The organism is Polaromonas sp. P4_F6 (genome assembly GCF_056401275.1).
Genome location: NZ_JBFUJQ010000011.1, coordinates 86,754 through 103,806 on the forward strand (window position 1 = coordinate 86,754; position 17,053 = coordinate 103,806).

The 17,053-nt window shown below is 65.6% G+C and carries 17 protein-coding genes; 2 read left to right on the top strand and 15 right to left on the bottom strand.

Features of this window, described 5'->3' with window-relative positions:
* Nucleotides 1-19: 19 nt before the first annotated feature.
* Nucleotides 20-1,201, bottom strand: a complete 1,182-nt coding sequence (locus AC1DUN_RS21295; protein ID WP_477715728.1) for an acyl-CoA dehydrogenase family protein — start codon at nucleotides 1,199-1,201, stop codon at nucleotides 20-22.
* A 156-nt stretch (nucleotides 1,202-1,357) separates the two neighbouring features.
* Between AC1DUN_RS21295 and purN the strand changes: the two genes are divergently transcribed.
* Together purN and AC1DUN_RS21305 are read left to right on the top strand one after the other, a co-directional pair.
* Nucleotides 1,358-1,951 (top strand): phosphoribosylglycinamide formyltransferase, encoded by a 594-nt coding sequence (purN, locus tag AC1DUN_RS21300; RefSeq protein ID WP_477715729.1) that lies wholly within the window; start codon nucleotides 1,358-1,360, stop codon nucleotides 1,949-1,951.
* A gap of 168 nt (nucleotides 1,952-2,119) precedes the next feature.
* Nucleotides 2,120-2,674 carry a fasciclin domain-containing protein gene (locus tag AC1DUN_RS21305; RefSeq protein ID WP_477715730.1) on the top strand — a complete coding sequence of 185 codons (555 nt, stop codon included), beginning with the start codon at nucleotides 2,120-2,122 and terminating at the stop codon, nucleotides 2,672-2,674.
* Between the two features lie 78 nt (nucleotides 2,675-2,752).
* Here AC1DUN_RS21305 and AC1DUN_RS21310 read toward each other — a convergent pair whose 3' ends face one another.
* The 14 genes from AC1DUN_RS21310 to AC1DUN_RS21375 form a co-directional block, all read right to left on the bottom strand.
* Nucleotides 2,753-3,532, bottom strand: coding sequence for an ABC transporter ATP-binding protein (locus AC1DUN_RS21310; protein WP_477715731.1), 780 nt, complete (start codon nucleotides 3,530-3,532; stop codon nucleotides 2,753-2,755).
* On the bottom strand, nucleotides 3,529-4,245 hold the full coding sequence (locus AC1DUN_RS21315) for a hypothetical protein (RefSeq protein WP_477715732.1): 717 nt from the start codon (nucleotides 4,243-4,245) through the stop codon (nucleotides 3,529-3,531). The genes AC1DUN_RS21310 and AC1DUN_RS21315 overlap by 4 nt, the downstream gene beginning before the upstream one ends.
* Entirely contained in the window at nucleotides 4,235-5,023 is a 789-nt protein-coding gene (locus AC1DUN_RS21320; protein WP_477715733.1) for a hypothetical protein, read from the bottom strand. Before AC1DUN_RS21320 ends, AC1DUN_RS21315 begins: the two co-directional genes overlap by 11 nt.
* A 14-nt stretch (nucleotides 5,024-5,037) precedes the next feature.
* Complete coding sequence (locus tag AC1DUN_RS21325) at nucleotides 5,038-5,838, bottom strand: type II secretion system protein (protein ID WP_477715734.1); 801 nt, start codon at nucleotides 5,836-5,838, stop codon at nucleotides 5,038-5,040.
* Nucleotides 5,835-7,100, bottom strand: a complete 1,266-nt coding sequence (locus AC1DUN_RS21330; RefSeq protein WP_477715735.1) for a hypothetical protein — start codon at nucleotides 7,098-7,100, stop codon at nucleotides 5,835-5,837. The genes AC1DUN_RS21325 and AC1DUN_RS21330 overlap by 4 nt, the downstream gene beginning before the upstream one ends.
* A complete protein-coding gene (locus tag AC1DUN_RS21335) occupies nucleotides 7,097-7,543 on the bottom strand; it encodes a hypothetical protein (protein ID WP_477715736.1) in 447 nt (148 codons plus the stop codon). The genes AC1DUN_RS21330 and AC1DUN_RS21335 overlap by 4 nt, the downstream gene beginning before the upstream one ends.
* A complete protein-coding gene (locus AC1DUN_RS21340) occupies nucleotides 7,540-8,214 on the bottom strand; it encodes a hypothetical protein (RefSeq protein WP_477715737.1) in 675 nt (224 codons plus the stop codon). The genes AC1DUN_RS21335 and AC1DUN_RS21340 overlap by 4 nt, the downstream gene beginning before the upstream one ends.
* Complete coding sequence (locus tag AC1DUN_RS21345) at nucleotides 8,202-9,707, bottom strand: hypothetical protein (protein WP_477715738.1); 1,506 nt, start codon at nucleotides 9,705-9,707, stop codon at nucleotides 8,202-8,204. The genes AC1DUN_RS21340 and AC1DUN_RS21345 overlap by 13 nt, the downstream gene beginning before the upstream one ends.
* Nucleotides 9,694-10,899: a type II secretion system F family protein gene (locus tag AC1DUN_RS21350; RefSeq protein ID WP_477715739.1), complete on the bottom strand. Its 1,206-nt coding sequence runs from the start codon at nucleotides 10,897-10,899 to the stop codon at nucleotides 9,694-9,696. Before AC1DUN_RS21350 ends, AC1DUN_RS21345 begins: the two co-directional genes overlap by 14 nt.
* A 37-nt stretch (nucleotides 10,900-10,936) precedes the next feature.
* Nucleotides 10,937-12,622: a GspE/PulE family protein gene (locus AC1DUN_RS21355; protein WP_477715740.1), complete on the bottom strand. Its 1,686-nt coding sequence runs from the start codon at nucleotides 12,620-12,622 to the stop codon at nucleotides 10,937-10,939.
* 20 nt (nucleotides 12,623-12,642) lie between these two features.
* Complete coding sequence (locus tag AC1DUN_RS21360; RefSeq protein ID WP_477715741.1) at nucleotides 12,643-13,365, bottom strand: tetratricopeptide repeat protein; 723 nt, start codon at nucleotides 13,363-13,365, stop codon at nucleotides 12,643-12,645.
* A 14-nt stretch (nucleotides 13,366-13,379) separates the two neighbouring features.
* Complete coding sequence (locus AC1DUN_RS21365) at nucleotides 13,380-15,218, bottom strand: secretin and TonB N-terminal domain-containing protein (RefSeq protein ID WP_477715742.1); 1,839 nt, start codon at nucleotides 15,216-15,218, stop codon at nucleotides 13,380-13,382.
* 50 nt (nucleotides 15,219-15,268) lie between these two features.
* Entirely contained in the window at nucleotides 15,269-16,018 is a 750-nt protein-coding gene (locus tag AC1DUN_RS21370; protein ID WP_477715743.1) for a type II secretion system protein, read from the bottom strand.
* A 252-nt stretch (nucleotides 16,019-16,270) separates the two neighbouring features.
* The gene (locus AC1DUN_RS21375; protein WP_477715744.1) at nucleotides 16,271-16,996 is read right to left on the bottom strand and encodes a type II secretion system protein; all 726 of its coding nucleotides are present in this window, start codon (nucleotides 16,994-16,996) and stop codon (nucleotides 16,271-16,273) included.
* Nucleotides 16,997-17,053 lie beyond the last annotated feature (57 nt).

Here is a 17,053-nt window from a genome sequence, read left to right on the forward strand (position 1 = left end):
TGCTTTCCTTTAAACCGGTTTAGCCGAGAACGACTTGCGAGACGATGTTTCGTTGCACTTCGTTGGAGCCGCCGTAAATCGTGGTCTTGCGCAGATTGAAATAGGTGGACGCCAGCGGCGCGTCGCCGGCCAGGCCGCCGGGGAAGTCGCCCTGCCAGCCGGCTTCCATGGCTTCCTCGATCAGGGGCAGGCTGAAGGGGCCGGCGGCCAGCATCATGAGTTCGCTGTAGCGCTGCTGGATCTCGCTGCCGCGTATCTTGAGCAGGCCGGCGATGTCCAGCGAGTTTTTGCCCGATTTTTCGGCCGACAGCACGCGCAGCACCAGCATTTCGAGTGCCACCACGTCGACTTCCAGCTTGGCGATCTCGTCGCGAAAACGCGGGTCCTCGTACACGCCTTCGGCCTTGGCAATGCGCTTCAAGCGCTCGAGTTCGCGCTTGGCCCGGTTCACGTCGGCGATGTTGGTGCGCTCATGGCTCAGCAGGTGCTTGGCGTAGGTCCAGCCCTTGTTTTCCTCGCCGATCAGGTTCTCGGCCGGCACCTCGACGTTGTCGAACCAGACTTCATTGACCTCGGCCTCGCCGTCCAGCAGCACGATGGGGCGCACCGTGACGCCGGGCGACTTCATGTCGACGAGCAGGAAGGAAATGCCGGTCTGCGGCTTGCCTTCGTTGCTGGTGCGCACCAGGCAGAAAATCCACTCGCCGTACTGGCCCAGCGTGGTCCAGGTCTTCTGGCCGTTGACGATGTATTTGTTGCCCTGGCGTTCGGCACGGCACTTGACCGAGGCGAGGTCGGAGCCCGAGCCGGGTTCGCTATAACCCTGGCTCCACCAGACCTCGCCGCTGGCGATGCCGGGCAGGAAGCGCTTTTGCTGTTCGGGCGTGCCGAAGGCCATGATGACGGGCGCCACCATCACCGGGCCGAAGGGCACGACGCGCGGCGCGCCGGCCAGGGCGCACTCTTCTTCAAACAAGTGCTTTTGCACCGCATTCCAGCCCGGGCCGCCGAATTCCTTGGGCCAGCCGTGGCCCAGCCAGCCTTTTTTGCCGAGTATCTTGGCCCAGCGCTGCATATCGTCACGCGTCAGCCGCAGGGCGTTGTGCACCTTGTGCGAAATGTCGGCCGGCAGGTTGGCGCGGACCCAGGCGCGAATCTCTTCGCGGAATGCCTGTTCTTCAGGGGTGAAAGCTAAATCCATGGCGGGATGTCTCCGGGGTTGTCGGGCTGCCGCAGCGGCGTGCCTGCGGTGGATTTCTTATTTTTAGCACGGTCGTTCGCAATTTTATGTCTCAGGTGGGACATGGGGCAGGGGGCGGGCCGGCCAGCGGTCTGCGCCCCTCTAAACTAGGGGGTTATGTCCAGCGCGAACAAAAACATCGTCATCCTGATTTCCGGCAGCGGCTCCAACATGGCCGCCATCGCCCGCGCCGCGGACAAGGAAGGCTGGCGCGGGCTTTTCGGCGCCCAGGTGGCGGCCGTCATCAGCAACCGGGCTGACGCCGCGGGGCTGGAACTGGCCCAAAGCCTGGGCATCGCCACCGCCGTGGTGCCGCACAAGGATTTTGCGTCGCGCGAGGCCTTTGATGCGGAACTGATGGCGCGCATAGACGCCCATGCGCCGGCCCTGGTGGTGCTGGCCGGCTTTATGCGCATCCTGACGCCGGGCTTTGTGCAGCACTACGCGGGACGGCTCATCAACATCCACCCTTCGCTGCTGCCGGCCTTCACCGGCCTCAACACGCACCAGCGCGCAATCGACGCGGGCTGCACGGTGGCGGGCGCCACCGTGCACCAGGTGACGGCGGAGCTGGATCACGGCGCCACCCTGGCGCAGGCCGTGGTGCCGGTGCTGCCTGGCGACACAGCCGAGACCCTGGCCGCGCGTGTGCTCACGCAAGAGCATTTGATCTTTCCGCGGGCCGTGCGCGCGTTTCTCGAACGCGGCTGAGTCACGGTAGCCTGCTGCGCGGGCGCCGTGTCGCCACGGGCGGCCTTTGAAAGTGTGAAACCGAAACTGTTTTGAATCCAGCGTGCCGCGCGCACCGTATTCATCACAGCCGCTTGAATCATGGTGATTTCGGCTCTTGGTTCAACTTCTTTCATCAAAGGACTTCACATGCAGACTCAACACAAACTCGCTTCCCTGGGCGTCGCGCTGGCCCTGTCGTTTGCGGCCTTTCCCTCGTTCGCGCAGGTCATGGTGGGCGGCGCGCCCATGCTGGCCAGCAAGGACATCATCGACAACGCGGTCAACTCAAAGGACCACACCACGCTGGTCGCGGCGGTCAAGGCCGCGGGCCTGGTCGACACGCTCAAGGGCCCGGGCCCGTTCACGGTGTTCGCGCCCACCAACGCGGCCTTCGCGGCGCTGCCCGCCGGCACGGTGGACACCCTGCTCAAGCCCGAGAACAAGGGCATGCTGACCGGCGTGCTGACCTACCACGTGGTGCCCGGCAAATGGGACGCCGCGGCCATCAGCAAGATGATTGCAGACGGCAAGGGCATGGCTTCCATCAAGACGGTGGCCGGCGGCACGCTGGTGGCCAAGTCGGCCGGCGGCAAGGTCACGGTGACCGATGAAAAAGGCGGCGTGGCCACCGTGAGCATCGCCGACGTCTACCAGTCCAACGGCGTGATCCACGTGGTGGACAAGGTGCTGCTGCCCAAGTAAAAAAGCAGCGCTTTGAGGCCCGCGTGCGGCATGGCTGTGCGCGGGCCTTGTTGCGTCCGCTGCCGGCCGGTATACGTATCAGTTTGCCGGCGGTGATGCCGCTATCGGCACCAGCCGGGCCGCTTGCACGACCGACAAATAGGCCTCTTCCATGCCACCCGGCCCATGTTGCACCAGCCATTCGTCCAGCGTGCCTATAAAGCGCAGGCTGCCTGCGTGCAGGATGGCGACGCGGTCGGCCAGGTCTTGCACGTCGGCCAGCGAATGCGTGCTCATCAGCACCGCGCAGCCGGCATCGCGCTGCAGGCGCAGTTGTTCGCGCACGCGTATGCGCGAGAGTGGGTCCAGGCCGCTCATGGGCTCGTCCAGCACCAGCAGGCGGCGCCGCGCCAGGAAGGCTGCTGCGAGGCCGATTTTTTGTGCCATGCCTTTGGAGCATTCGCGGATAGGCCTGTCCAGCACGCTTTCCTCCAGGTCAAGCTCGGCCAACATGCCGGACAGGCCCCGTTGCGGAAACGGCTGGCCGTGCAAACGGGCTGCCAGCCGGAAATAGTCGCGTGCATGCAGCCAGCCCGGTGGCGAGAAACGCTCGGGCACGTAGGCGAGCTGTTCACGCGCCAGCGGCTGGCGGTGGTCCTGCCCGAAGAGGGTCAGCGTGCCCGAGGTCGGCGCGGCCAGGTCCAGCAGGCATTTGATCAAGGTGGTCTTGCCCGCGCCGTTCATGCCCAGCAAGGCCAGGCATTCGCCGGGATGGACTTGCAGCGACACGTTGGCCAGTGCCGCGCGCGCTTTCTTGGTTGTACCGTAGTGTTTATGGACCTCACGGGCCTGCAGCGCCGGGTGTTGGGCGTCGTTCATTTTTGCTCCAGCTCCTTGAGGGTGTGCGTGAGAAAACGCAGCTCGTTGTCGTCGTGTATCTGCCCGCTGGCCAGCAGCGCGCCCAGCAGGGCCCTGGCGGTGTCCAGGTCGTTCTGGCCCATGCGTAAAAAGATTTCCATCTGCCGCGCCCAGGCCGGCACCTGCGGCAAGCCTTCGGCGTATTGCCGCAGCTCGGCGGCATAGCGCACGGCCAGCGCCGGGTCTTTCATCTGCACCTTGGCCACATAGGCCACATGCGCCATCCAGCGCCAGCGATGCAAAGGGTCTTGCGGGTACTGGCCGGCGACGAAATCGGTCATCAGGCGCTGGCGCTGCGTATCGGGCACCTGGGTGTAGAGCCGCGCGGCGGCCAGCAGCGGGTACTGCCCCTGCGGGTCGAGCTGCAGGATGTGGCCCAGCCAGGCGACGACTTCGCCGTAGTCGAGTTCGCGCCAGGGCAGGCTCAGGCCGGGCTGGACGTCGTGGGCCTGCAGGTACAAGTCCAGCATCTTGGCCAGCGGCACGGGATCGTCAAGCGAGGCGAGGCGCGATGCGGTGAGGCTGGGCGGGCGGCCCAGCGGCTGCGCGCCGGCTTCGGGCACGCCGCGCCACAACGCCAGCGCCACCTGGCCGGCCAGCAGCACGGCGAACACGGCCACCACGCGCGCGGGCGCGCGGCGCGTAGTGCCGGTGCGGCGTAATTCAAACTTCACGGCGGTACAGGTCTATCAAGGAGGCGCCCGCGCACAGCGCCGCATACCAGAGCGCCCAGCCGAACTGCAGCGCGAGCAGCGCGCCCTGAACAGGCCCGCCCAGCGCCCAGGGCGAGGGCGCAAAACCCGCCAGCGGCGGCAGCAGCCAGCCCAGCAGGTCAAAGACGGCGCGGCCCGCCACCACGTCCCACGACCCGGCATCCTGCCCCACCGGGTGTGCCGCCATAAAGCGCGCCACGTCCAGCAGCCGCGCCCACAGGTAAAACGCGCAGCAGCCCGCATAAGCCGGCAGCACACGGCGCAGGCCCAATGAAAAGAACAAGGCGGCCGCCACGACGATGCTGAGCTCCAGCGCCAGCGATGCGCCCCAGGCCAGCACCGCGGTGCGCCCGCCCGGCACGGCCATGCCCAACATCACCATCGTGGCCCCCGCCGCCGCGAGCCAGGCCAGCAGCATGTAGCCGGCCTGGCGCCCCACCACAAACTGCGCGCGCGACAAGGGAAAGGCCAGCAGCACCTGGAAGAAGCCGCCCTCCATGTCGCGCACCGTGCTGGAGACCACAATGAGCGCGAGCGCCAGCACCAGGCCCAGGCGGCAAAGGTGCGCGGCCAGCGCGAGCCGGGTTTCCGCTCCCTCTGTCACCGCCATGGACGCGGCGAAGGCGCCCAGCGCGTAGACCGCCGCGAGGAAGAGCAGCAACAGCCGCGCGCTGCGGCCGCGCCAGGCTTCGATGAGGGTGAGGCGGGTGAGGGCGGTGAGGGGGGTGAGTTGCTTCATGAGGCTGTCCTTCATCACCACAACCCCGCCGCCAGAAGTTTGGCAGCCAGGACAGGGGCCGGCATCCAGGCCACGAGGTCGTCAAACTCGCCTGCGGTGCTCGTCTCATCGGTCCGGGATCGCGAAACAAAGGTACGGCGGCTGAGCGCGGTGCTACTCGGCGAGCTGCTGTCCGGGAGGTTCTGGAGTTCATCGTTACCCGCAGGTGCGGCAGATGCCGTGGAGCTGCCCATGAGAAACGCCCCCCGACCGTTCTTTCCGTGCGAATACACCACAAAGGTGGCGTTGCTTGCTGGTGTCACTGCGGAGGTGCCACAGCCGGAAATATCCACCCCAGCCACCGTGGTGCACTTGATGATGAGATTGCTGGTCGAGGTGACTGAGGCCCTGAAAGAAGTGGTGGTGGTATTGGTCAGCGGCGTCGAGACCGCGTAGCGCAATCTGTTGCCCCACGCATCAGCGCCAGAGACACCCAAGGTCGCCCAAGGCAGGTGTCCCCAACTGGCGTCTGCGGTGTCTGAAAATGTTGTGGCAGATACTGGGCATGTATTGGTCACTGTGTCGTACGTGCCCTCCACGCCGGTGTTTCCGATATCAGGGCAAGGTAGGCGCTGTTTCATCAACGCGAAACCCAACAATGCCTGCTGTGCGGCTTCCAGGGAGGCCTGGGTTGTAGCGTTTGCTTTCTGCTCAAGCATTCGCGCCACCGGAACCATCAGTCCGCCCAGGAGCAAGGCCACAATGCCCATGACAAGGGCCAGTTCCACCAAAGTGAAGCCCTGCTGGCTAAGGCGTGGATATGCGCGCACTGTCATTTCAGCTCCTTCAGAACGTCGTTGGAAGGGAGGGCCGGGTCGGGCTCGACCAATGGTCGGGATAGCCACCCGCTTTGGGTGGAATCAAATGCCAGCTTGTTGCTACCTTCGAGGCATGTCAGTGCCTGCGCAGCACAATCCTGACCGGATACGGATAATTTCCTGCCGCGCGCAAGCAATGCACCTTTCACCAATCCTTTCGATGGAATCAGCGTTGCGTCGGACTGGCAATTCGGGGCATCGAATGCGCAGCTTGGGGCGACGGCATAGAAGGCCAAATCCCCCCATCGATCCGTCTGCAGAACAGTTGCGTTGGGAGTGAAGGACAGTGGGCCTAAGACAGGGTCGGGGTACTTGCAACTGACAGGAAGAAAGCCCCGGTATAGCGGAGGCTGGTACTGGCAGGCACCACCCGGTGCGGCCGCTGCGAATGGAAGCCGGCCATTCGTGGTGGACATCGAAGCCTGAACGGCGGCGTTGAAGGTGATTTTTAATGCTTCCGCGTTAGCCCGCATGGCAACGGTCGCGAATTCATCGGTGGTGATCCAGATGAGCTGATGGGTGAACGAGACCTTGTCTGGTGCAAGTTCCGTCGCGCTGAAAAGGTCTACCGAAGTAACGGGGCTGGCGGCGGGCGCTGCATTGCTCGAACCCAGGTAGACCGCCGCATCCTGAGCTGCATCTCCTGATGGAGCTGTAGCGCAAGGCGGGGCGCCGCTGGCGCTAGCGCTATGCGCCTGCAAACTGGTTTTCCCCGACCGGGCGAACACCACCGCCACCACCTTGTCTGCAAGCACATGTCCGGCCTCATCCTTGATCGTGATCCTGCCATCGGTATCGGCGTTGACACCGGGCGTAATTTCCGATGAAGGGGCGTTTTTGAACTGGCCGTCAACGGCGTACCAAAGACATTCGCCGTAAGCGTCCCGCAGAGGCGGCAAGCTCAACGCGTTCCAAGGTAGGAGGCCTAACTGGGTATTCCCTGCCAGACCGCAGGGTTTGGCTGAGCTTCCAGGTATCACCGCGTCGGCCGTGCCATTGCCGTCAATATTGGGGCAAGGTAGCCGCGTATTTTGGTTTGCCAAGGCAGTTCCCACCACATACGCCAACAAGGCTTCTTTGGCCTGCCCCAAAACCACCCGGTTGATCGCTTGTTTTGATGGCGGCGGCTCGCTCGCCACCCAAGCCGCCATCGCGCCGAAGACACCGACCGCGATCAGCACGATCATCAGCAGCGCGACAAAACCCCGCTGCCGCTTCATTTCACCGTCTCCGGTTTCGCCTTGCCTGCCGACGGTGCCGAGGCCGCGGCGGCCGCGCTGCTGAGCGGCCGCATCAGGGTCTCGCCAATCGCCGCGCGCTCAAGGTCGCCGTCCTGCAGCGGCATTTCGACGCCCAGCACGCGGCCCTTCGAATCACGGCGCACGCGCAGGCCGTAGGGCAGGTCGCGCTCCAGGTAGGGTGTGCCGTTGATCCAGACAGTGGTCCGGCCCTGGGGGCGGACCGCAATGCCGTCTATGCGCAACATGGAGGCCAGCGCGCGCGCGGCCACTTCCTGCGGCGCGGGCTGGCCGTGGCGCCTGGCTTCCATCTCGGCGCGCTCGGCCGCGGTGTAGAACAGCCGCCCCAAGCCGTCTGGCGCGGCGGCGGCAAACAGCGGGAGCATGCAGCCGCCCAGCATGAGGGCCTTGCTGAGCGCCTTCATATCCTGGCTCCTGCCGGGCGTGCCGGTGGTTCGTAAGCGCGCAGCGTGTTCCAGAGCAGGCTGCATTCGGCCTTGATGGCCGCGCCGTTGGCGCGGTTCATCTCGCAGCGCTCCACGCTGACGCGGCCCAGCTGCGCGCCGGCCAGGTCGTCCAGCACACGCAGCATGTCTTCCTCGTGCACCAGGGTCATGGTCAGGCGCATGCGGGTGGCGAACAGCTCTATGCGCCGGCCGCTACCCGCCGCACCGGGCGGGGACTGGGCGGCGGGGCCGGCCGCGCCGGCTTTTTCGGTGGGCTGCACGGCTTGGGCTTCAATGGTGTACTGCAGCTTGAGGCCGGGCCAGCGCCTTTCCATGCCGCGCAGGCGTTCTATCCATTCAAGCCGCTTTTCTTCGCCGTAAAGGCCTTGCGACTGCAGGTTTCGCAGCAGCGGCAGCAGCCGCTCGATGTCGTCCCTTTCGCGGCCGCTGTTTTGAAAGCGCTGGCGGCTGGCCTGTTCCAGCTTGAGCTGGCGCTCCAGCTGTCCGAACAGGTCACCGCGCCACCAGTGGAAAGCCCCCGCCAGCAGCAAACCCAGCACCACCAGGGCGCCGGCCTGCTGCGCGGCGCGGCGCAGAAGCCGCGGCCATGTGCCGGGGCGCCAGGCCTGGCGCAGGCCTACTTGCTCCATACCTTGACCTCGAAACCGAGTTCGGCCTTGTCCTGCTGGCCCGAGCCGTTGATGCTGGCGCTGCTTTGCAGGTCCAGCGGAACCTTGATGACCTCCGCCACCAGGCCCGCGGAAACCAGGCTGGCGGTGAAACGCGCCATGGCGTCGCGCGCGCCGCGCAGGTCGTCGGGCTGCAGGCCGTGCACCGCGCCGCGTATCTGCAGTGTGGGCGGGCCCGCGTGTCCCGCGTTGTCGCGCTCCCAGCGCAACTGGTCCAGTTGCAGCTCGGTATGTTTTTCCAGCACGCCGCCCGCCGCGGCGAGCAGCGCGCGCGGGCCCGGCGGTGAGGCTTCCAGGGCCTTGGCTTTCTGCTCCAGCACGAGCAGTTCGTCCGCCTTCAGCGCGGACTCGGGAAAGGTGGCCGCTTCGCGCTGGTAGCGGGCATCGAATTTTCGGGTGCTGGCGGCGGCTTCGTTGAGCTGGCCGGCCAGCGGCCACAGCGAGACGGCCACACCGGCCGCATAAAGCAGGCAGGCGCCGCAGATGCCGTAAGCCGCCCGCCGGGTGTTGCGCGCCATGCGCGCCACCCAGTCGATGCGCAGCAGCGTGGGCGGCGCCAACTGGTCGGGCGGTGTGCCGCGCGCGAGCGCAAACACGAACAGCAGCCGGGACAGCTCGGGCGAATCGGCCCAGGCCGGCGGCAGCTTGAGCGCCCGGGCGACGGCGTCGGCCCGCAGCAGGTGGTGGATGTTGTGCGCGCCATCAGGGCCGGCCGCGGCCTGCGGGTTCATGCCGGGAGGGCAGAGGCTCACCACATGCATGGGCGCCTTGTCGCGCACGAGGATGGCGTTTTCGTACAAGTATTCCTTCAGGCGCGCGGTTTCCTCGCGCACGGCGGGCAGCCAGCCCGCGCCGGCGGCATCGGCGCGCAGCGCCAGGCGCGAGAAGCAGGGCCGGCCGTCTATCACCACACATTGCCGCAGCCCGGACGGATGGGCCGTGACCAGCACCACCGGCCCGCGGCGAGGCAGCTTGAGCCGGCGCAGCAGCGGTGCCGCCAGCATGATGGGGGTGTAGACGCCGCCCAGCCGGGCCTGTGCGCCTTCCAGCGCCTCCAGCCAGGGCATCACGCGGCCGGCATTGCCAAGGCTGTAGCCCAGCACCCGCAGCTTGCCGGGGCGGGAGCGGCTTGCGCCTTGCAGGGATATCCATCGAAACGGCGACTCCATCGCAAAACGCTGCTGCATGCGCACCAGCCAGGCCTTGCGCGCCGCGCCGCGCAAGGGCGGCATCACGTCGCCCCAGAATTCTTCTTCGGCGTAGTCGGCCAGCACCAGCCAGCGGCAGGCCGGGTCGCTTCGCGCATGGTCGGCCAGCGCTTCGGGCTGCGTCCATCCCTGGTGCGGGCCTGTTTCTTCTTCCAGGCCGTGGCGTGCCACGGCATAGACGCGCGGCTGCTCGCCCTCGAGGTGCAGGATGCGCAGCGGCGCGGGGACGGCTTCAGAACTTCGCATTGGTGATCACCGAGTCGTACAAGGGGCCCAGCGTGCAGAAGATCACGGCGCCCAGCATCAGCCCCAGCACGACGGTGAGCACGGGTTGCAGCGTGGCCTGCAGGTTTTCGACGGATTCGCGCGCCTGCCGGGTGTAGAAATAGCTGACGTTTTCGAGCGCCGCGTCCAGCGAGCCGGTGGCCTCGCCGACGCGCAGCATGCTGACCACCATGGGCGGAAACATCGTCATCCCGGAAAACGCGGCGCTCAGGCCCCGGCCCTGCACGATGCTGCCGTGCGCCACGGCCACGGCCTGTGCCACGGCGCGGTTGCCGACGGCGATCTCCACCACCTTGAGCGCTTCCACCACCGTGATGCCGGCCGCGTACAGCAGCGCCAGCACGTAGGCAAAGCGCGCCAGCGCGATCTGGCGAAGCACCGGTCCCACGACGGGCAGCCTGAGCTTGATGCCGTCGACCACGCCGCGCAGGGGACCGGGTATGCGCGCGAGCGTGGGCAGCAACACGGCCGACAACACCAGCCCCGCCACGATCTTGCCCACATGGGCTTCGACGACCTCCGATATCTTGATCATGAGCACCGTCTGCCAGGGCAGCTCTATGCGCATGACCTTGAGCAGGCTGGCGACCTGGGGCACCAGGTAGCTCATGAGGAACAGCGTGACGGCGGTGATGATGACCAGCGCGGCGCAGGGGTAGATCAGCGCCTTGCGCGTCTGGGCGGCGATTTCATGCTGCCACTTGAGCGTTTCGGTGAGCTTGGCCAACACCTCGGGCAGCTGGCCGCTGCTCTCGCCGGCGCGCACCAGGCTCACATATACCTCATCGAAGGCCAGCGGATGATCGGCCATGGCCTGCGACAGCGTCTTGCCCGAACTCAGGCCCTCGGCCAGCCCGCTGATCACCTGGCGCAGCGCGGGGTTGCCTTCGGCGCTTTCCATGTCATGCAGGGCTTCCATGAGCGGCACGCCGGCGCGCAGCATCATGGTCGCCTGAAAGCTGAAGTTGACGAGGTCCAGCAGGCGGATGCGGGCGCGCATCAGGCGCAGCGAGCCGCCCTGCGCGCGGGCCTTGACCAGCAGCAGGCCTGATTGCTCCAGCTGCGCGGCCAGCGCGCCCGCGTCGGCCGCGGCGGTCTGGCCGCTGACGCGCGCGCCGTCGGCAGCCAGTGCGGTCCATTTGTATCGCGGCATGGCGGTCCCTGTCCTCTTCCTTCCTTGTCGCTGTCCGTCAATGCGCCGCGAGGTTGACCACGCGGCTGACCTCTTCGACCGTGGTGTGGCCCGCCAGCACGTAGCGGATCGCGTCGTCGCGCAGCGAGGTGAAGCCCTCGGCGCGCGCGTGGCGCGCCAGTTCGATGTGGCTGGCATGCTTGGCCACCAGGTGGTCCAGGGTTTCGTCGAAGCACAGCACTTCCATGAGCAGCACCCGGCCCAGAAAGCCGCGCTGGCTGCAGTGCGCGCAGCCCACGGCCTGGTACAGCGGGTGTTCGTCGTCGGGCAGCTCGAGTAGGATTTTTTCGTGCGCGGTGGGCGGGCGGCGCGTCTTGCAGTGCGGGCACAGGCGCCGCGCCAGGCGCTGGCCTATCACGCCTATCATGTTGCCCGCCAGGATTTCGGCCGACACGCCGATGTCGCGCAGGCGCTGCACCGCGCCCAGGGCCGAGTTGGTGTGCAGGGTGGCGAACACCTGGTGCCCCGTCATGGCGGCGCGAAAAGCCATTTCGGCGGTTTCGGAGTCGCGGATCTCGCCGACCAGGATCACGTCCGGGTCTTGCCGCATCAGGGCGCGCACGCCTTCGGCGAAACCGATTTTGTCGGTCACCTGGGTCTGGCGTATCAGCGGCAGCGGGTATTCGATGGGGTCTTCCAGCGTCATGACGTTCACCGCTTCGGTGCTGATCTCGGCCAGCATGGAATACAGCGTGGTGGTCTTGCCGCTGCCGGTGGGGCCGGTGACCAGCACAATGCCCTCGGGCCGGCTCATCAGCGCATGCAGCCTGTCCATGGTGGTCTGTGTGAGTTGCAGCCGTTCCAGCGGGACTATGCTGCGGCGCCGGTCCAGCAGGCGCAGCACGATGTTTTCACCATGGGCCGTCGGCAGGCAGGCGGCGCGAAAGTCGATCTGGCTCGCGCCCAGCTCCATGGCAAAGCGCCCGTCCTGGGCGGCGCGGCTTTCGGCGATGTTCATGCCGGCCATGACCTTGAGCTTGACCGCCAGGGCCGGCCACATCGAGGCGTGCAGCAGATGCGCCTGGATCAGCACACCGTCGACGCGTATGCGCACGCGCAGCAGATGCTCTTCGGGTTCGAAGTGGATGTCCGATGCAAGGCTGTCGTAGGCGTTGTGGACGATGGCCTCGATGAGCTTGTCCACGGGCGGCTCCTTGCCGCTGGCGGCGAGCAGGGCGTCCACGCTGGGGCGTTCGCCGTAGACCCGGTCGATCTCGCGTATCAGTTCGTCCGGCGTCGCCAGTGCCAGGCGCACACGGGGCACGCCCTTGGCGCGCAGGTGGGCGCTGATCTGGTCCAGCGCCACCAGGTTGTCGGTCTCGTCGACGGCCAGCAGCAGCTCGCCCTGGGCCGTCATCTCCACGGGCAGGACGCCGTGCTTGCGCGCCAGGGGCGCGGCCAGCAATTGCAGCAGGGTCGGGTCGGGCCGGCGGGTCAGCAGGTCGACTTCGGGCAGCTGGTGCAGCTGCGCGCGCAAGGCGCGCAGCTCGAGCTCGCCCACAAAACCCAAACCGGCCAGCTGCGCATGCAGGCTGCCTCCGCGCAGCCGTTTTTCGGCCAGGGCGATGGCCAGCTGGGAGGAGGTGAGCCGCCGCTGCTGGAGCAGGGCTTCGGCCAGTTCGCGCTCCGCCTTGCGCATGGCCACCGGCGGGTCCTGCAGATGGGGCGGAGGTGCCAGGGACATGGGCGCTTGGGGTCTTGAGGTCAAGAGGCCGGTGCGGCCAGCGCACGCAGGCGGTTGCGCACGGCTTCCTGGTTGAAGGCGGCAGGCTGGCGGAAGGAGAGGTTCAGGGCCTTGACGTACTGGCGCATGGCTTCGGGCCCCTGGCCCAGGCGGTCCAGCGACAACGCGAAGTTGTAGAGGTAGTCGGGCTGGCCGGGCTCCAGCGCCGCCGCGCGCTCAAAGGCCAGGCGCGCCTCGGCCCAACGGCCCTGTTCGGCATGGATTACGCCCAGCGTGTAATGCAGGGGTGCGTTGCGCTCGCTGCGCTCAGCCAGCTGCTTGAAGCGGGCCGCGGCATCGCCGGGGATGCCACCGCCCACCAGGTACTGCGCGGCCTGGGCCTCGGCGTCACGCGGATAAAGCTCCAGCAGGCGGCGCAGCGCGGCCTGCGCGCCTTGGTGGTCTTCCAGCCCTTCCAGGCACCAGGCCAGGCCGATCAGCGCGTCGCGCAGCGCACCGTCGCGCTTCAAGGCCTGTTCATAAGCGCTGCGCGCCTCGCCGTAGCGCCCGGCCTGCAGGGCCTCGTAGCCGCGCTTGACGTCCACGTCCACCACGGGCGCGGGCTTGCGGCGGGTGATGCGGATGTCCGGCTCGCGCGACGCGGCCGCGGCCTGGGCCGGCGCGGCGGCGCCTGGTTTGGCCTGGCCCCATGCCAGGGGGGCGGCGCAGAGCAGCAAGGGTAGAACGCTAAGGAGGGGCTTCATGGGTTTCCGTCGGATTAGCGGGTTGGCGAGGCATCAAGCGGTTTTCGGCCCAGGGCCTCCGGCGCCGCGTCCTTGAAGAAGCTGGATGTGGGCAGCAGCGGCTTGTAGGCCTTGTAGTCGCCGTTGAGCGAGGCATCGCCCACCACCACCGGCCGCAAAAACACCACCAACTCGGTTTTGCTGCGGGTTTGCTGTTTCTGCTTGAAGGCTTCGCCCAGCAGCGGGATGCGGCTGACACCCGGCACAGCGTCTTCGCCGTCGTTGCTGGCGTCCTGCATCAGGCCTCCCAGCACGGCGATTTCGCCGCTTTGCACGCGCAGCACGGATTCGAGTTCGCGTGACTGCACCACGGGAATGCGGTTGATGATGGGCGGCGTCGCGCCCAGCAGCGCGGGGTTGGGGTCTATGATTTCGCGCACCACGCGGCTGATGGTGGGCCGCACATTGAGCGTGACCTCGCCGCTTTCAGCCACCTGCGGCGTCACGGTCATCACAAAACCGACCGGCACCGAATTGAGGTTGGAGGTGTAGCTGTCGGGCGTGGTCCGCACCAGCTGCCCGGTGGCATTGGGGGTGAAGGTGCCCGGCGTAAAAGTGATGGTGACGTAGACATAGTTGTCCACCACCTTGAGGGCTGCCGTCTGGTTGTTGAGCACCGACACCTTGGGGCTGGACAGCACGCGCGTCTGGCCAAAGGATTCAAGCAGCGAGAGGATGCCGCTCCAGTCGCCGCTGCCGCTGGTGTAGCTCATGCGCAGCAGCGCGGCGTCCTGCGTACCCGAAAACGCGCCCGTGCCCGAAGGCTGCATCTGGAAGCTCAGGCCACGCAGCAGCCCGCCCTGTACCACTTTTTGCCAGTTGACGCCCTGCTGGGAGGCATTGGACAGCGTGACTTCGACAATCGTGGCTTCTATCAAGACCTGGCGCCGCGCGCTGGCGCTGATGCGATCCAGGAACTGGCGGAACTGCTCGTGGCCGCGTGAGGTGGTGTAGACAGCCAGTTGGCCGGTTTCGCGGTTCACCACGATGTTATTGGCGCTGGAGCCGGAGCTGGATGTAGAGGAACTTGTGGCCGCGCCCGATGAAGCGCTGCCGCATTCGACCTTGTCCACGGCATCCTTGGTAGCCAGGACCTGTTTCAACAGGTCGGGGGTTCCGGCATTGGTCATAAAGGGTGTTGAAGTCGCCGTGCCGGTGGCGCTGTTCGGTGCCGCGCGGGACAGCTCCATGGCGATGCGCAGCCTGTCGTCGCGTTCGCGCTCGCGATCCTGCTTTTGCGCCAGGTCGTCTTTTTGCTTGAACTCCAGGTTAGCCGCGCCGATGATCAGGCAGGCGTTGTTGATCAGCGTGTCCCAGAACTGGTTATCGGCGGCGTTGCTGATGCTTGCGTTCGAGGAGCCAGCGGTGTTGCCGGTACCAAGCTGCGAGGATACCGACGTCTGGCTGGACGATTGCCGCTTCAGGTTGACATAGTCCACCGCATAGTGGGCCAGGTAGGGCGTGTCGCGTTGCAGGCGCACGGTGTTGCCCGTCATTTCATAACGCAGGTCCGCCTGCTGCGCGATGCGGTCCAGCAGCTGCGGCAAGGTCTGGTCGGTGGCATTGAGCGTGACCTGGCCGGCGATGGAGGGATGGACGTCCACATTGAGCCGGTTGTCGCGCGCCAGCGCGAACAGCAGTGTTTTGACGGGTACCTCGCTGACCACCACGCTGAACAATTCCTGCTGCGCCTGTGGCTGGGGCGCCGCCGGTAGCGCGGGGAGACGCACCGGCCGCAGCGCCGCTGGGGCCGGTGGCCGTACCGGTTCGGCCATGCCTATGTGTTGCGTGCTGGCGGGTGGTGGAGCGGCCATGCAGCCTGCCAGTAGTGCAAGCGCAAATAAGGCCGTTGTCTTTATGGGGTTCATGCCGGTATCTCGCTCTTTGTCAGAACAACCAGGCTCCTGCGCAATTGTCTTGACTGGGATTGGCCCAACCGCTTACCGTCGGGATGGCGGTCATACAAAGGGCGCATGCGGCTGCATGCCGCCGATGTCCGCATATAGTGATAGCGGAGTTGGCCGGTGCTCGGAAGCCCATCGTCCGCCTTGCGGTCGACTTCAGCCAAAACCTGTGAAGGGACAGACCCTCCCGTTCCCATGAAGAATCGGCTGATGCCCGGCGCCGGAACCGGATCAAACCAGCCACCACCTGTATTGCTGCTGTTCTGGGTAGCTACCACAACGTAGTCTCCATAGACGTTGGCCAAGGTGTTGAAGGGTTCTGGTGTATTGACGCCCGTTACGGTTATGTAGGCACCGCGGGAAATAAATTCTGCAGCCGTGAGATTCTGGAAGAACACGATGGAATCGAGGTTCCAGAGGATCAAGCCATCACCGTCAAGCGTACCCGCCGCGAAAAGCGTACCGTTCCCGACGACCGCAGCTTGCGCGGGAGTCAAATCCCCGGGCATCATGCGGTAGCGGTCCAGAAAACCGATATAAGCTGTCTGAACCGCAGACTTCTGGTCGATCAGGTTGCGCACGCGTGTCGTCTGGATCAGTTCCTGTCCGCGCAGGGTGCCGCCAATCAGCAGGCCGATGATCATCGGTACGATGGCGATTTCAACGAGGGTGAAGCCGCGTTGACGGCGCGAGGCATTGTGATTTTTCATGATGCGGACTTCTTGAAGGTGTCACATTAAAAGCAGGCCATAAACTCTCGGGGCCGCTGCACATTGATAGTCACAAGAAACTGCTCCGTTGGAACAGCATGCGGCCATGCTGGCTCCAAGCGGAGCCGTGGCGCTGCCGCAACGTCATGGTTAAAAGGAGCTCGTCAGCCCTCCGGCGAGCATCACAAGCGCCGCCGTTTTTCCGAAACCCGTTGGACCGGCGATTTCATGATCAGTCCTTGCTGCCGCAGATTAAAACAGCCAGGCGCCCGCACAATTGGACTGGGAGGGATTTATCCAAGTGCCGTTTGCTGGAGTTGCGACCATCCCATCACCAGTGCACACGTCAACTGCGAATCCACCGGCAGCAAACCGGAGTTGCCCGGTACCTGGCCTTCCATCGTCGGCTTTTCGGTCAACTTCCGCCAACACCTGCGATGGGATTGATGCTCCGGTATAGAGTACTAAACGGTTGAGAGCGTCGGTTGCATCAAACCAAGTGGTGGCACCGGTATTGTCGGAGTTATCGTGCCCTACACTAAGAAACTCTCCATAGACATTGGTGGGGCTGTTGTTGATGCTTGCCGCTGCGCCACCAGCAGGCACATTCGCACAAGCACTGCAGGAAAGAAAACCTGCAGCCGTGAGATTCTGAAAGAACAATGTGGACTCGGTGGCTCTGGAGATGAGCGCAGTGCCGCCCGATGCTACAGACGAGGCGCGGGCGTTGTTCCCGACGACCCCAGCTTGGGTCGATGTCAAATCCCCCGGCAACATCCGGTAACGGTCCAGAAAGCCGATGTAGGCCGTCTGTATCGCCGACTTCTGGTCAACGATGTTGCGCACGCGTGCCGACTGGATCAGCTCCTGGCCGCGCAGGATGCCGCCTATCAGCAGGCCGAGAATCATCAGCACAATGGCGATTTCGACGAGGGTGAAGCCGCCTTGGCGGCGGTTGGTTGATGAACGATGTTTCATGGTGCTTGGCTCCTGGTGATGTTTGCGATGACGAGAGAACTGACGGGAAAACCAGAA

Excerpts from the sequence above, each read along its gene's own strand:
- AC1DUN_RS21320 (WP_477715733.1), bottom strand. The coding sequence starts at position 5,023 with ATGAAGCAACTCACCCCCCTCACCGCCCTCACCCGCCTCACCCTCATC.
- AC1DUN_RS21325 (WP_477715734.1), bottom strand. The coding sequence starts at position 5,838 with ATGACAGTGCGCGCATATCCACGCCTTAGCCAGCAGGGCTTCACTTTG.
- AC1DUN_RS21355 (WP_477715740.1), bottom strand. The coding sequence starts at position 12,622 with ATGTCCCTGGCACCTCCGCCCCATCTGCAGGACCCGCCGGTGGCCATG.
- AC1DUN_RS21305 (WP_477715730.1), top strand. The coding sequence starts at position 2,120 with ATGCAGACTCAACACAAACTCGCTTCCCTGGGCGTCGCGCTGGCCCTG.
- AC1DUN_RS21335 (WP_477715736.1), bottom strand. The coding sequence starts at position 7,543 with ATGAAGGCGCTCAGCAAGGCCCTCATGCTGGGCGGCTGCATGCTCCCG.
- AC1DUN_RS21375 (WP_477715744.1), bottom strand. The coding sequence starts at position 16,996 with ATGAAACATCGTTCATCAACCAACCGCCGCCAAGGCGGCTTCACCCTC.
- AC1DUN_RS21340 (WP_477715737.1), bottom strand. The coding sequence starts at position 8,214 with ATGGAGCAAGTAGGCCTGCGCCAGGCCTGGCGCCCCGGCACATGGCCG.
- AC1DUN_RS21370 (WP_477715743.1), bottom strand. The coding sequence starts at position 16,018 with ATGAAAAATCACAATGCCTCGCGCCGTCAACGCGGCTTCACCCTCGTT.
- AC1DUN_RS21295 (WP_477715728.1), bottom strand. The coding sequence starts at position 1,201 with ATGGATTTAGCTTTCACCCCTGAAGAACAGGCATTCCGCGAAGAGATT.
- AC1DUN_RS21310 (WP_477715731.1), bottom strand. The coding sequence starts at position 3,532 with ATGAACGACGCCCAACACCCGGCGCTGCAGGCCCGTGAGGTCCATAAA.
- AC1DUN_RS21360 (WP_477715741.1), bottom strand. The coding sequence starts at position 13,365 with ATGAAGCCCCTCCTTAGCGTTCTACCCTTGCTGCTCTGCGCCGCCCCC.
- purN (WP_477715729.1), top strand. The coding sequence starts at position 1,358 with ATGTCCAGCGCGAACAAAAACATCGTCATCCTGATTTCCGGCAGCGGC.
- AC1DUN_RS21330 (WP_477715735.1), bottom strand. The coding sequence starts at position 7,100 with ATGAAGCGGCAGCGGGGTTTTGTCGCGCTGCTGATGATCGTGCTGATC.
- AC1DUN_RS21365 (WP_477715742.1), bottom strand. The coding sequence starts at position 15,218 with ATGGCCGCTCCACCACCCGCCAGCACGCAACACATAGGCATGGCCGAA.
- AC1DUN_RS21350 (WP_477715739.1), bottom strand. The coding sequence starts at position 10,899 with ATGCCGCGATACAAATGGACCGCACTGGCTGCCGACGGCGCGCGCGTC.
- AC1DUN_RS21345 (WP_477715738.1), bottom strand. The coding sequence starts at position 9,707 with ATGCGAAGTTCTGAAGCCGTCCCCGCGCCGCTGCGCATCCTGCACCTC.